Genomic DNA, 13,436 nt, shown 5'->3' with positions numbered 1-13,436 from the left:
ATTGTGTCGGGCCAAAGGGAGCGGATTAGGGCGGCAAGGTCAAGGCCGCTTGCGGGGCACCGGGGCAGGTGGCCGTCACATCCAGCTCGGGCCGGGACACTAGGAGGGCGGAGGCGAAGATGGTACATGCCGGACCGGGCAATCCGGGGCGGCATGACGTTCACTTCGTTTCAGTTCGGCATCTTCGTTGCGGTCGTGTTCGGCGCTTATTATTGGCCGCCGCTCCGCCGTTTCCAGGTCCAGCTGCTGGTGCTCGCAAGCCTGGCGTTCTACGGCTCCGGCCAGCCGGCCTTGCTGCCGCTGCTGCTGCTTGCCGTGCTCGGGACCTATCTCTGCCTGGTGCGGGCGTTCGACAACCGCGCGGTGTGGATGCCGGCCGGCATCGTCTTCAATCTCGCGCTGCTGGCGTTCTTCAAATACAAGCTGCTGTTCGTCGACTTAAGCGCGCTTCACCCGACCGGCGTCACGCCGCTGGATGTGCTGCTGCGGCTGCCCCTGCCGATCGGCATCTCGTTCTTCGTGTTCCACAATATCAGCCTGCTGGTGGACCTGACGCGCGAGGAGCGGCCACCTCGCTTGCGGGACGTGTTCCTCTACATCATCTTCTTCCCGCAGCTGGTCTCGGGCCCGATCACCCGTGCGGGCCAGTTCATGCCGCAGATCGCGCCCAAGCGGTTCGCCGATATCGACCTCGTCGAGGCCGCCAAATGGATCCTGACCGGCTTTTTCTTCAAGCTCTACGTCGCGAACAATCTCAACGAGATGACGTCCTACATGGACTATCCGCTCTATGAGACCGTAGCCACGCCGGACCGCTGGCTGCTCGTGTTCCTGTACAGCTACCAGATCTACGCCGATTTCTTCGGCTATTCGGCGATCGCGCTCGGCCTTGGACTGCTGTTCGGCTACCGCCTGCCCGTGAACTTCAACCTGCCCTACATCTCGGTTTCGTTCTCCGAGTTCTGGACGCGCTGGCACATCTCGCTGTCCACCTGGCTCAGGACCTATCTCTACATCCCGCTCGGCGGCAACCGGAAGGGGCCGGTCCGCACCGGCCTCAATCTGATGATCGTGATGACGCTCGGCGGGCTCTGGCACGGCGCGAGCCTGAGCTACGCGCTGTGGGGCATGCTGCATGGCCTGTTGCTCGTCGTCGAGCGCCCGTTCCTGAAGCTTCTCGGCGACGCCGGACCGGTGGTGCGGGTTGCCCGCATGGGCCTGGTGTTCTTCTGCGTGACGATGCTCTGGATCTTCTTCAAGCTGCCGAACTTCGATCACGCGGTCGGCTACCTCTCGGGCATGTTCTTAGCCACGGACAATCCAAACCCGACAAAATTGTATCGCAACATGGCGCTGCTCTACGCCCTGCCCGTGCTGATCCAGCACCTCGGCATCGGCGCGCTCTTCGACGGCAGATTGCGGCGATGGGAGCCGTATCTGTATGGCGCGCTGGCGGCGATGGCCTTTCTCGAAGCCGGCCCCGAGGCCGCCTTCATCTATTTTCAGTTCTGACCATGCGGCATTCATCAGGGCAATCGTGGCTGATCAAATGCGCTGGTGTCGCGGTGGCGCTGCTGCTGGCCTGCGGCCTTGCCACAGCGCGATTCGGCTCAGCGCTGCAGCAGCCGACGGTCACGACCCGCGACGGCACCATCATCACCCTCAACCGCTATGTCGGAGACCCCGTGCCCGACGTCGTGATGGTCGGCAGCTCGGTCGCCTGGCGGCTCAAGGAGGAATATTTCTCGCGGCCCCGCGTCCGCAATCTCGCTCTCGCCGGCGGCTCGCCGGTGACCAGCCTGGAGATCGTGGCGAAGCAGAAGAGCCTGCCGAAAATCGTCCTGATCGAGACCAATGTTCTCACGCGCCTGCCCGACGACGCGCTGATCGCGAAATTCTCGGGCGGCACGCGCAGCGAGGCGCTGTTCCTGCGCCCGGTGCGAACCGCCGTTGCCGCCTACGAGACCTGGAATCATACGCCGCCAGATCCCGCCGAGGCGCGCGCCGGGCGGGATCGCCTGCTCAACGAGCCGGCGAGCACATTCGACAACAAGGTCTATCTCGACCGCGCCGTGCAACAGATGAATGACGACGACCCCACCGTTCCGGCACAGGTGAATGCGGCGCGCATCAGGGCGCTGGTCGACGACATCGAGCGGCGGGGATCACGGGCCTTCCTGCTCGAAATTCCCTTCGCGGCGGAGATCGAGGACTCGCGCATGGTCAAAATGAGCAAGGCGATCGTCCATGCGGCATTCCCGGATCGCGATCGCTGGCTGCCGATCGATCCGCCGATGCGCGAGCTGCGCTGGGCCGATGGCGTGCATCTCGACGAGAGATCGGCCCTGCTCGTCGTGCGCGCCATCGAAAACGCCCTCGCCGAGCGCGGCCAATAGCGGCTAGGCCGCCGCCGTGGTCACGCCGCCGTCGATGACGATGGTCTGCCCGGTCATGAAGCTCGAGGCATCCGAGGCCAGATAGGCGACGGCGCCCGCGATCTCGTCGGGCTCGCCGATACGGCGGAGCGGCGTGGTGGCGGTGCGGCGCTTCAGCATGGCTTCGTCTTCCCACAGCGCGCGGGCGAAATCGGTTTTGACGAGGCCGGGCGCGATGCAATTGACGCGCACGCCTTTCGGGCCCCATTCACCGGCGAGCGAGCGGCACAGCGCGAAGTCGGCGGCCTTGGAGATGCCGTAGGCGCCGATCACGGTCGAGCCGCGCAGGCCGCCGATCGAGGAGATGATGACGACCGAGCCGTTGCCACGCTCGGCCATCTGCGGAATGGCCAGCGCGGAGAGCCAGATGTTGCTCTTCACGTTCGAGCCCATGATCTTGTCGAAGGCCTCATCGGTGATGTCGAGCAGCGGGCCGTAATACGGATTCACCGCGGCGTTGCAGACGAGGATGTCGATCTTGCCGTAATGCTTCGTGGCGCCTGCGATCAGCGCCTCGACCTCGGCCTTGCGGGCAATGTTGCAGGGGATGACGATGGCATCGCCGCCTGACGCATTGATGCCGTCGGCGACTTCCTTGCAGGCGTCGGCCTTGCGGGACGAGACCACGACTTTTGCCCCGAGCTTGGCCAGCAGTTCGGCGGAGGACCGGCCGATGCCGCGGCTGGAGCCGGTGACGATCGCGACTTTTCCGGTGAGATCGAACGGGGTGTTTTTCATTGTCTGTCTCCCTCTTCTTTTTCGTGCTCGCTTGCTCCGCCGTCATGGCCGGGCTCGTCCCGGCCATCAACGTTCCTCGTGCCGCCAAGACGTGGATGCCCGGGACAAGCCCACGGCTGTCCGGTTTAAATTTATTGGACGAAGCGCATGGCGTTGATTCTACTCGATCCTGGACGTCTGCAAGCGTTCCGGGACACGAATGGAGATCAGCGCCATGCCGCACCACAATACAGTATTTCGCGATCTGCTGAAGCTTGTGCCGTGGCATCGGTTCGAGGCGCTTGTGGACGATCATGATGCCGACGCGCGGGTTCGCCGGCTCTCGACCAAGGGCCAGTTTGTGGCACTGCTCTACGGCCAGCTGTCGGGCGCCTTGGGCTTGCGCGAGATCGTGACCGGGCTTTCGAGCCACGCGGCCCGGCTCTATCATCTGGGCGCGGATCCGGTCCGCCGGTCGACGATGTCGGATGCCAATGCCAAGCGGCCTGTTGCGGTGTTCGGCGAACTGCTGGAAGTCATGATGAAGCAGGCCCATCGCGGGCTGCGCCGCAAGCTCGCCGAGACGACCTATCTAATTGATTCCACGAGTGTGCGTTTGAGCGAGCACAGCTCCGGCTGGGCCCGGTTCTCGTCCGGGGTCTGCGGCGCCAAGGTGCACGTGATCTACGATGCCGACGCCGATCGTCCGATCTATGCCGCGGTCAGTGCTGCTAACGTCAACGACATCACTGCAGCCCATCAGATGCCGATCACGCCGGGTGCGACCTATGTCTTCGACCTCGGATATTACGATTATGCCTGGTGGGCCGAGCTTGATGCCGTCGGCTGCCGCATTGTCAGCCGGTTCAAATCCAACACCCCGATCGATGTGGTCAAGGAGCTGCCGGTCACCCCGGGCAGCAACATCCTGTCCGATCGCATCGGCTTCCTCCCGGCACGCCAGGCCAGATGCCGCCGCAACCCGATGCAGGATGCGGTGCGCGAGGTGCGCATCACCACCGAGACAGGAAAGGTGCTGCGCCTGCTGTCGAACGATCTCGATGCCAGCGCCGAGGACATCGCCGATCTTTACCGCCGCCGCTGGGCCATCGAGCTGTTCTTCCGCTGGGTCAAGCAGACCCTCAAGATCACTCGCTTCGTTGGCACCTCAGAAAACGCCGTGCGAATCCAGATTGCCGTTGCCCTGATCGCCTTCCTGCTGCTGCGCCTCGCTCAGGCCACGCAGCAAGCCATTCGAAGTCCGCTCGTCTTCGCAAGGCTGGTTCGCGCTAATCTCATGCAACGCCGCCGTATCGACAACTTGCTCGCCCCGCCGCCGACCGTCCAAGATCAGCGGCAGATGTGCCTAAGTCTTCCTCAAACCTAAACCGGACAGCCGTGGGACAAGCCCGGGCATGACGATCTTCGTGTGGCCGCCGCTTCGGCGATACAGCGCCTAGATCAACCCGCCCGCATCCGCGACGCGGCGCTGGTGATACTCGGTGTCGCCAAAGGTGTTCTCGATCATGGTGAGGCGCTTGAAGTAGTGGCCGATCTTGGCCTCCATGGTCATGCCGATACCGCCATGGAGCTGGATCGCCTGCTGGCCGACGAATTTCAGCGACTTGCCGATCTGCACCTTGGCGGCGGCGATGGCGTTGGAACGCTCCTTGGCGTCCTCGAAATCACCAGCCATGGTCGCGAACATCGACATCGAGCGCGCCTGCTCGGCCGCCACAAACATGTCGGAGGCGCGGTGCTGCAGCGACTGGAACGAGCCGATCGCAACGCCGAACTGCTTGCGCGTCTTGATGTACTCGACCGTGGTCTTGAGCGACTCGTCCATCAGGCCGACCGCTTCGGCGCAGAGCGCCACGCGGGCCTCATCCACCACGCGCTCGATCAGCGCGAGCGAGTCCTCGGGATTGCCGATCGCGGCGTCCGGGCCGATTTCAACACCGGTCAAGGTGATGTCGGCGGCGTGCAGGCCATCCTGGGTCGGGTAGGACTTCTTGGTGATGCCCTTGGCGTTCGCCGGCACCAGGAACACGCCGATGCCGGTCTTGTCGCGGCGGCCGCCCTTGGTGCGGGCGGTGACAATCAAGGTTTCCGCGTTCTCGCCATTGAGCACGACGAATTTTTCGCCGTCGATGACCCAGCCGTCGCCCTTCTTCTTCGCCGTCGTGGTGACGTCGAACAGATCATAACGCGAGTTCTTCTCGAGCTGGGCAAACGCCAGCGTCTTGCTGCCGTCGATGATCCCGGGCACATGCGCGGCCTTCTGCTCATCGCTGCCGGCGTGGCGCAGGAAGCCGCCGCCGATCACAACCGTTGCCAGATACGGCTCGAGCACCAGTGCCTTGCCGAGCGCCTCCATCACGATCATGGTCTCGACACCGCCGCCGCCGAAGCCGCCATCGGCCTCCGCGAAGGGCAGACCGAGCAGGCCCTGCTCAGCGAGCTTACCCCAGACGGCCTGGCTCCAGCCGCCCTTCTCTTTCATGTATTTCTTGCGGCTCTCGAAATCGTAGGAATCGGTCAGCAGGCCGTCGATGCTTTCCTTGAGAAGCCGCTGCTCCTCGTTCAGATCAAAATCCATTTCTGTTTCCTCAAGTAACCAGTGTGTGCGTTGCGTGGGGCTCCCTCTCCACCTCTCCCCGCTTGCGGGGAGAGGTCGGATCGCTCTTGCGATCCGGGTGAGGGGGTACCGCTCTCTCGACGATCTTTGCGCGGAGGGAGGCCCCTCACCCCGACCCTCTCCCCGTAAGAACGGGGAGAGGGGGAAGAAAGCATCACAGCCCCAGCACGGCCTTGGCGATGATGTTGCGCTGGATCTCGTTGGAGCCGCCGTAGATCGAGACCTTGCGGTTGTTGAAGTAGCTCGGCGCGATCTGGGCGGTCCAGTCCATGGCTTCGTTGGAGCCGTCGTCGCCATGCACGTCGTAGGGCGCGGCGAACGGGCCGATCACTTCCATCAGCAGCTCGGTGGTGGTCTGCTGGATCTCGGAGCCCTTGATCTTCAGCACCGAGGAGGCCGGATTGGGCTTGCCCTTGCCGTGCTTGCCTTCGTCGGCGACGACGCGCAGCTGCGTCAGCTCGAGCGCCTTCAGCTCGATCTCGCAGGCCGCCAGCTTCTCGCGGAACGCGGCGTCCTGGATGATCGGCTTGCCGGCGGATTCGACCTTGCCGGCGAGATCGCGGATGCGGCGCAGCCGCTCCTTGGAGACGCCGACGCGCGCGATGCCGGTGCGCTCATTGCCGAGCAGGAATTTGGCGTAATCCCAGCCCTTGTTCTCCTCGCCGATCAGATTCTCGACGGGCACCTCGACGTCGTCGAAGAAGACCTCGTTGACCTCATGGCCGCCGTCGATGGTCTGGATCGGACGCACGGTGACGCCCTTCGACTTCATCGAGAACACGATGAAGGAGATGCCCATCTGCTTCTTGGCGGAGGCGTCGGTGCGGCAGAGGCAGAAGATCATGTCGGCGTGCTGGGCCAGCGTGGTCCAGGTCTTCTGGCCGTTGATGATCCACTTGTCGCCCTTGCGCTCGGCTTTCGTCTTCAGCGAGGCGAGGTCCGAACCGGAGCCGGGCTCGGAGAAGCCCTGGCACCACCAATCGTCGACATTGGCGATGCGCGGCAGGTACTTCTTCTTCTGCTCCTCGTTGCCGAAGGTGTAGATGACGGGGCCAACCATGCTGACGCCGAAGGCGAGCGGCTGCGGCGCCGGATAGGACTGCAGCTCCTCGTTGAAGATGTAGTGCTGCACCGAGGTCCACCCCGTGCCGCCGTATTGTTTCGGCCAGTGGCTGACGCCCCAGCCCTTCTTGTTGAGGATGCGCCACCACGTCACCATCTCGTCCTTCGAGAGGTGGCGGCCCTCGAGCAGCTTGCGCCGCGTATCCGGCGGCACGTTGTCGCGGAAGAATGATCGCACTTCCTCGCGAAACGCCTGCTCTTCCTTCGTGAATGCGAGATCCATCGGATCCTCCTGTGAGCTTCCCTTGTCGTCCCGGCGAAGGCCGGGACCCATAACCACCGGCCTTCGCTTTGCGAAGGCAACTGCCGTCTGTCCGACACACTCCTGCTGCGGAGTATGGGTCCTGGCTTTCGCCAGGACGACAGAAAGTTACTGTAGCACCTCGAACAAGCCCGCCGCGCCCATGCCGCCGCCGACGCACATGGTGACGACCGCATACTTGGCCTTGCGGCGGCGACCCTCGATCAAGGCGTGGCCGGTCAGGCGCGCGCCCGACATGCCGTAGGGATGGCCGACTGCGATCGCGCCGCCATTGACGTTGATCTTGTCAGGGTCGATGCCGAGCTTGTCGCGGCAATACAGCACCTGCACCGCGAAGGCTTCGTTGAGCTCCCAGAGACCGATGTCATCGACCTTCAAGCCGTGGCGCTTGAGCAGGCGCGGCACGGCGAAGACCGGGCCGATGCCCATCTCGTCCGGCTCGCAGCCGGCGGAGACGAAGCCGCGGAAGATGCCGAGCGGCTTGAGGCCGCGCCTTGCCGCTTCCTTGTCGCTCATGATCACCGAGGCGCTGGCGCCGTCGGAGAGCTGGCTGGCATTGCCGGCGGTGACGGAGAACCCCTCGCCGCGCACGGCCTTCAGCCCGGCGAGGCCTTCGGCGGTGGTCTCGGGGCGCGGACCTTCGTCCTGCGACAGCGTCACTTCCTTCATCGACACCGCACCGGTCGCCTTGTCGGTGACCGCCATCTGCGTCGTGATCGGCGCGAGCTCGTCCTTGAACTTGCCGCCCTGCTGGGCTGCCGCGGTGCGGCGCTGGCTCTCCAGCGAATATTCGTCCTGCTTCTCGCGCGAGATGCCGTAGCGCTTGGCGACGATTTCAGCGGTGTCGATCATGGGCATGTAGACCTCGCCCTTGATCTTGAGCAGCGCGGGATCTTGCGCGTGGAAGCCGTTCATCTTGTCGTTCTGCACGAGCGAGATCGACTCGCCGCCACCACCGACCGCGACCTCGACGCCGTCGAAGATCACCGAGCGCGCGGCAAGCGCGATCGCCTGCAGGCCCGAGGCGCACTGCCGGTCGATCGTGGTGCCGGCCACGGTCACGGGAAGGCCGGCGCGGAGCAGCGCCTTGCGAGCGATATTGCCGCCGGTCGCGCCCTGCTGCAGCGCTGCGCCCATCACGACATCCTCGATCTCCTTCGGATCGACCTTTGCGCGCGCGACGGCTTCGCCGATGGCATGGCCGAGCAGCGTGGCGCCTTCGGTGGCGTTGAGCATGCCGCGATAGGCCTTGCCGATCGGCGTGCGGGCGGTGGAAACGATGACGGCGTCGGTCAAGAGCGACCTCCTGGTTGGGTGGATTGTGATGGTTTCTGCTGCTGGCGCAGTTCGTGGCGCGACAGCTTTCCGACCGGCGTGCGCGGCAGATCGTTGACGAACTCGACCGCCGCCGGCAATTCGTGCTTACCGACCTTGCCGGCGAGCTGCGCGCGCAGCTCGTCGAGCGAGAACGGCTTTGCGTCCGGCCTCAGCTTGATGAAGGCTTTTGCGGCCTCGCCGCGATACTGGTCGGGAATCCCGAGCACGATCACCTCGTGCACGCCGGGAACAGTGTAGATCGCCTGCTCGATCATCTGCGGATAGACGTTGAAGCCGCCGGAGATGATCATGTCCTTCTTGCGGTCGACCAGGAAGAAATAACCATCGGTATCGACATAGCCGATGTCGCCGGTCAGGAAGCGGCCATCAGCGAACGACTCAGCGGATTCCTTCGGCTTGTTCCAGTAGCCCTTGGTGACGTTCGGGCCCTTGATGCGGATCTCGCCGACTTCGCCCGGCGGCAGCACTTTTGTCGGGTCCTCCAGCGAGACCACGTCGAGCTCGATGCCGGGCAGCATCAATCCGATCGAGCCGGGCTTGTCCGGGCCCGTGGGCGGATGGCCGGTGCCGGGCGAGCAGGTCTCGGTCATGCCCCAGCCGCTCCTGAGCTTCTTGCCAACCTTGCTCTCGAAGAACCTTGCGACCTCGACCGGCAGCGGCGCGCCGCCGGAGCCGATGGCGACGAGCGAGGAGAAGTCGCGCTTGGCCAGATCAGGCAGTGCGGCGATCGCGATCCACATCGTCGGCACACCCGGGAAGTAGGTCGCGCGCTTGACCTCGATGTCGCGCATCACGGCTTCGACATCGAAACGCTGATGGAGCGAGATCAGATTGCCGCGACTGAGCGAGGACAGCAGCACGACGGTGAGCGCATAGATGTGGAACAGCGGCAGCACACAGATCACGCGCTCGATGGCATCGCCCCGCGCGGCACGTGCCGGCTTGCCCCAGACGTCGTAGATGGACACGGCCGAAGTGAGATTGCCGTGCGTCAGCATGGCGCCCTTCGGCAGACCGGTGGTGCCACCGGTATATTGCAGCAGCGCGACGTCATCGACCGCAACGGCGGGCCATTGCGCCGGCAGCGGCGCGCCCTCGACGAAGGCCCTGAAGGTGACGATGCGGGGATCGCTCGGGATCGCCGCCTGTGGCGTGCCGGCCTTGCCCCAATCGTCGTCCTCGCAGACGACGAGACGATCAATCAGCCCCTTCTCCAGGAATTTCAGCGCGGTCGGCAACAAGGCCTGGAGGTTCGAGGTGACCAGCAGCCGCGAGCCGGAGTCCGAGACCTTGTGCGTCAGCGCGATCTCACCGTCGAGCGGCGACAGATGCGCAACGCGGGCGCCTGCCTTCAGCGCGCCGAAGAAATTGACAGGATGATCCGGCGTATTGCCGAGGAACAGCGCGATCGAGGTGTTCTTGCCGCAGCCCGCGCGCAGGAACGCGGCGGCCGCGCGCTCGGCTTGGGCTGCGAGCTCGGTGTAGCTGATCGGACGATCGCGGAATTCCAGCGCGATACGCGGACCGAAATTTGCCGCGGCCGTCGAAAGCAGGTCAGGCAGCGTGCCCTGGACGATGGTGTCGTCCCAATGCACGCCCTCGGGGTAAAACTGTTCGCCGGGATGGGTCATTGAAGTTCGTTACTCTTCACTGCCTGGGCAGCAATTCCATGTGAGGCTGGCACTGGCGGTTGGGGCTCCCTCCCCCCTTGTGGGGGAGGGTTGGGGAGAGGGGTAGCCACAAACTCGAACCTCGCCCGGGAGCGTGCCTCGGAGGACGAAGTTGCGGCCACCGCCAATCCTATCAAGCCGCCTTCGTCGCCGCCGCCAGCGAGGCGAACGTCTTGCCTTCGGCTGCGAGCTTCTTCAACAGCGGAGCCGGCTCGAGGTTCGGGTCGTTGGTCTCCTTGGCGTAGAAGGCCAGACGATCGGCGATGTGCTTGAGGCCGACAGTGTCGGCCCAGAACATCGGGCCGCCGCGGTAGATCGGCCAGCCGTAGCCGTAGAGCCAGACCACGTCGATGTCGGACGGGCGCGCCGCAATGCCTTCTTCGAGGATCTTCGCGCCTTCATTGACCATCGGATACATCATGCGCTCGAGGATCTCCTCGTCGCTGACGACGCGCTTCTTGCGGCCGAGACGCAGCAGCGTCTCGTCGATCAGCTTCTCGACTTCCGGATCGGGCAGCGGCGAGCGGGAGCCAGCTTCATATTTGTAGTAGCCCTTGCCGGTCTTCTGGCCGAAGCGGCCGGCTTCGCACAGCGCATCCGCGATCTCCGACTTGATGCCGCGGTCCTTGCGCGAGCGCCAGCCGATGTCGAGGCCGGCGAGGTCGCCCATCGCGAACGGCCCCATCGGCATGCCGAACTTGGTGACGACGGCATCGACCTGCTGCGGCAAGGCACCTTCGAACAGCAGCTTCTCGGACTGCTTGCTGCGCTGGGCCAGCATGCGGTTGCCCACGAAACCGTCACAGACGCCGACCACGGCCGGCACCTTGGCGATCTTGCGCGCAATCGAGACCGCCGTGACCAATGCATCCGGCGCGGTCTTGTCCGCGCGCACGATCTCGCACAGCTTCATGACGTTGGCCGGCGAGAAGAAGTGCATGCCGAGCACGTCCTGCGGACGCTTGGTCGCCTTCGCGATCTCGTCGATGTTGAGATACGAGGTGTTGGATGCCAGCACGGCGCCTTGCTTGACGTACTGATCGAGCTTGCCGAACACCTCCTGCTTCACCGCCATGGTCTCGAACACGGCTTCGATCACGAGGTCGGCGTCGCCAACGTTCTCGATGCCGACGACGCCGTTGATCAGCGCCATGCGCTTGGCGGGCGCGTCCGCCGGAATGCCGCCGCGCGCGGCGGTCGCTTCCCAGTTCTTCTGCATGATGCCCATGCCGCGCTTGAGCTGCTCCTCGCCGGTCTCGATCAGGGTGACGGGAATGCCGGCATTGGCAAAGGACATCGCGATGCCGCCGCCCATGGTGCCGGCGCCGAGAATGGCAACACGGTTAACGGGACGCGACCTGGTGCCTTCAGGCACGCCCGCGATCTTGTTGGCCTCGCGCTCGGCGAAGAAGGCATAACGCTGCGCCCTGGACTGGTCGCTGGCGACGAGCTTGAGGAAACCCTCGCGCTCCTTCTTCAGACCTTCGTCGAACGGGAAGTCGATGGCATAGCCGACGGCGTCGGCGGCCGCGAACGGCGCCTCGAGGCCGCGCGACTTCTTGGTCATGGCGGCGACGGCATTGGTGAAGATCGAGCGGTCGGCCTTGGCCGCCGCGATCTTGGAATCGTCGTCGCGCAGGCGGCGAAGCGGACGCTTCTCGGCGAGCAGCTTGCGGACGAAGGCTTCGCCGCCCGACGCCGGGCCCTCGACGATCTCCTCGATCAGGCCGTTCTTCAGCGCTTCCGCAGCACCAATGGGATCGCCGCCGACGATCATCTTGACCGCAAGTTCCGGTCCGACCGCGCGCGGCAGGCGCTGGGTGCCGCCCGCGCCCGGCAAGAGGCCGAGCTTCACCTCGGGCAGGCCGAGCCTGGCTTCCTTGACCGCGACGCGGAAATGACAAGCGAGCGCGACCTCGAGGCCGCCGCCGAGCGCAGTGCCGTGGATCGCAGCGACGACGGGCTTGGACGAATTCTCGATCTCGGCCAGCACATCGTTGAGCGCGGGCGCCTTCGGCGGCTTGCCGAACTCGGTGATGTCGGCGCCGGCGATGAAGGTACGCCCGGCGCAGGTCAGAACGATGCCCTTGATCGCTGGATCGGCGACGGCGGCCTTGATGCACTCCAAGATGCCACCGCGGACTGCGGCACTCAGCGCATTGACCGGAGGGCTGTCGATCGTGACGATCCCGACTTCGTCATGACGCTCAAGCTTGACCACTTCGCTCACGATGTCCCTCCTTGGTGGGGAATTTACTTTTGTTCGATTTCGCGGTGCGGAATTTAATTCCGCATCTTGACGGCAGGGTTATTTTGAAGCACGTGGCTTGTCAACGACTCCGCGCAAGAAGCAGATCAGGGATGAAGCGTACAGGAAAGAAGACTGCGACCGATCGGAATTTCGTCGTCGCGCTTTCCCGCGGGCTTGATGTATTGCGCGCATTCCAACCGAGCGACGGACTTCTCGGCAATCAGGAGATTGCCGCCCGCACCAACCTGCCGAAACCGACGGTTTCGCGGTTGACCTATACGCTGACGAAGCTCGGCTACCTGACACCCGTTCCCCGTTTCGAGAAATATCAGCTCGCGCCCGCCGCGATGGCGCTCGGTTATGCCGCACTGGCCAATCTCGGTGTTCGGCATTTGTCCGAACCGTTCCGCGAGGAACTGATGCGCGCGACCGGAGGTGCCGTGGCGATCGGCGGCCGCGACCGCCATAGCATGATCTATTTCGGGCAAAGCCGCGGCAGCGAGACGGTCGGCGTTCAACTTGACGTCGGCTCCCGCGTGCCGATTGCAACCAGCGCGATGGGCCGCGCCTATTTCTGGGCGCTCGGCGACGAGGACCGCGCCGAAGTCACGCGCATCCTGCGCGAACATTACGGCAGCCGCTGGCCCAAGATGCGCGACGGACTGGAACGTTCGGGCGAGACGGTCGCGAAATACGGTTTCGCCCTGTCCGTCGGCGATTGGCACGACGACATCGGCGCGGCCGGCGTCGCTCTCAAGCTCAACGACGGAACCGGACCTTACGCATTCAATTGTGGCGCGCCTGCATTCCGCTTCACGGAAGAGCGTTTGATCAACGACATTGGACCACGTCTGCTTGCGATGGTAAGAAACATCGAAGCGGCACTTGGGGGTCTGATGCCGCAATCCAAAAAAGAAATCAGCAAAAAGCTGAAGCCAGGAGGAAAAGTTGCGCGAGTGGCCGAGGGGTTCAGATAGCCTGTGTGATCATCGGGAGCGGTCCG

General features: G+C 64.3%; 10 protein-coding genes. 4 read left to right on the top strand and 6 right to left on the bottom strand.

Annotated elements, in window-relative coordinates:
• Positions 1-126 precede the first annotated feature (126 nt).
• Positions 127-1,512, top strand: a complete 1,386-nt coding sequence (locus ACWAT4_RS05285; RefSeq protein WP_449729983.1) for an MBOAT family O-acyltransferase — start codon at positions 127-129, stop codon at positions 1,510-1,512.
• Positions 1,513-1,514: 2 nt separating this feature from the next.
• Positions 1,515-2,396 carry a hypothetical protein gene (locus ACWAT4_RS05280; protein ID WP_449729982.1) on the top strand — a complete coding sequence of 294 codons (882 nt, stop codon included), beginning with the start codon at positions 1,515-1,517 and terminating at the stop codon, positions 2,394-2,396.
• A 3-nt stretch (positions 2,397-2,399) separates the two neighbouring features.
• Here the strand turns inward: ACWAT4_RS05280 and ACWAT4_RS05275 are convergent, their stop codons facing one another.
• Positions 2,400-3,173, bottom strand: a complete 774-nt coding sequence (locus ACWAT4_RS05275) for an SDR family NAD(P)-dependent oxidoreductase (protein WP_212298415.1) — start codon at positions 3,171-3,173, stop codon at positions 2,400-2,402.
• A 214-nt stretch (positions 3,174-3,387) separates the two neighbouring features.
• Here ACWAT4_RS05275 and ACWAT4_RS05270 point away from each other — a divergent pair, with 214 nt between their 5' ends.
• Positions 3,388-4,539 (top strand): IS4 family transposase, encoded by a 1,152-nt coding sequence (locus ACWAT4_RS05270; protein ID WP_449729981.1) that lies wholly within the window; start codon positions 3,388-3,390, stop codon positions 4,537-4,539.
• A 69-nt stretch (positions 4,540-4,608) separates the two neighbouring features.
• Here ACWAT4_RS05270 and pimD read toward each other — a convergent pair whose 3' ends face one another.
• The 5 genes from pimD to ACWAT4_RS05245 all read right to left on the bottom strand — a co-directional run bounded on the left by pimD (position 4,609) and on the right by ACWAT4_RS05245 (position 12,412).
• Positions 4,609-5,751 carry a pimeloyl-CoA dehydrogenase small subunit gene (gene pimD, locus ACWAT4_RS05265; RefSeq protein ID WP_449729980.1) on the bottom strand — a complete coding sequence of 381 codons (1,143 nt, stop codon included), beginning with the start codon at positions 5,749-5,751 and terminating at the stop codon, positions 4,609-4,611.
• Positions 5,752-5,944: 193 nt separating this feature from the next.
• The gene (gene pimC / locus ACWAT4_RS05260; RefSeq protein ID WP_449729979.1) at positions 5,945-7,135 is read right to left on the bottom strand and encodes a pimeloyl-CoA dehydrogenase large subunit; all 1,191 of its coding nucleotides are present in this window, start codon (positions 7,133-7,135) and stop codon (positions 5,945-5,947) included.
• A gap of 147 nt (positions 7,136-7,282) precedes the next feature.
• Complete coding sequence (locus ACWAT4_RS05255) at positions 7,283-8,470, bottom strand: acetyl-CoA C-acyltransferase (RefSeq protein WP_212298418.1); 1,188 nt, start codon at positions 8,468-8,470, stop codon at positions 7,283-7,285.
• Positions 8,467-10,143, bottom strand: coding sequence for a dicarboxylate--CoA ligase PimA (gene pimA, locus ACWAT4_RS05250; RefSeq protein ID WP_212425812.1), 1,677 nt, complete (start codon positions 10,141-10,143; stop codon positions 8,467-8,469). Before pimA ends, ACWAT4_RS05255 begins: the two co-directional genes overlap by 4 nt.
• Positions 10,144-10,315: 172 nt before the next feature.
• Positions 10,316-12,412 (bottom strand): 3-hydroxyacyl-CoA dehydrogenase NAD-binding domain-containing protein, encoded by a 2,097-nt coding sequence (locus ACWAT4_RS05245; RefSeq protein WP_212425811.1) that lies wholly within the window; start codon positions 12,410-12,412, stop codon positions 10,316-10,318.
• Between the two features lie 131 nt (positions 12,413-12,543).
• On the opposite strand from ACWAT4_RS05245, the gene ACWAT4_RS05240 reads away from it, so the two are divergent.
• A complete protein-coding gene (locus tag ACWAT4_RS05240; protein WP_212298650.1) occupies positions 12,544-13,410 on the top strand; it encodes an IclR family transcriptional regulator in 867 nt (288 codons plus the stop codon).
• Positions 13,411-13,436 lie beyond the last annotated feature (26 nt).

The organism is Bradyrhizobium sp. T-1, assembly GCF_053592855.1.
The sequence above is the reverse complement of the archived record's forward strand: the minus strand, read 5'-3'. Positions and strand labels throughout refer to the sequence as shown.

Bases quoted from the DNA above. Each gene is read 5' to 3' on its own strand.
- ACWAT4_RS05240 (WP_212298650.1), top strand. From the start codon at position 12,544: ATGAAGCGTACAGGAAAGAAGACTGCGACCGATCGGAATTTCGTCGTC.
- ACWAT4_RS05285 (WP_449729983.1), top strand. From the start codon at position 127: ATGCCGGACCGGGCAATCCGGGGCGGCATGACGTTCACTTCGTTTCAG.
- pimD (WP_449729980.1), bottom strand. From the start codon at position 5,751: ATGGATTTTGATCTGAACGAGGAGCAGCGGCTTCTCAAGGAAAGCATC.
- ACWAT4_RS05280 (WP_449729982.1), top strand. From the start codon at position 1,515: ATGCGGCATTCATCAGGGCAATCGTGGCTGATCAAATGCGCTGGTGTC.
- pimA (WP_212425812.1), bottom strand. From the start codon at position 10,143: ATGACCCATCCCGGCGAACAGTTTTACCCCGAGGGCGTGCATTGGGAC.
- pimC (WP_449729979.1), bottom strand. From the start codon at position 7,135: ATGGATCTCGCATTCACGAAGGAAGAGCAGGCGTTTCGCGAGGAAGTG.
- ACWAT4_RS05275 (WP_212298415.1), bottom strand. From the start codon at position 3,173: ATGAAAAACACCCCGTTCGATCTCACCGGAAAAGTCGCGATCGTCACC.
- ACWAT4_RS05270 (WP_449729981.1), top strand. From the start codon at position 3,388: ATGCCGCACCACAATACAGTATTTCGCGATCTGCTGAAGCTTGTGCCG.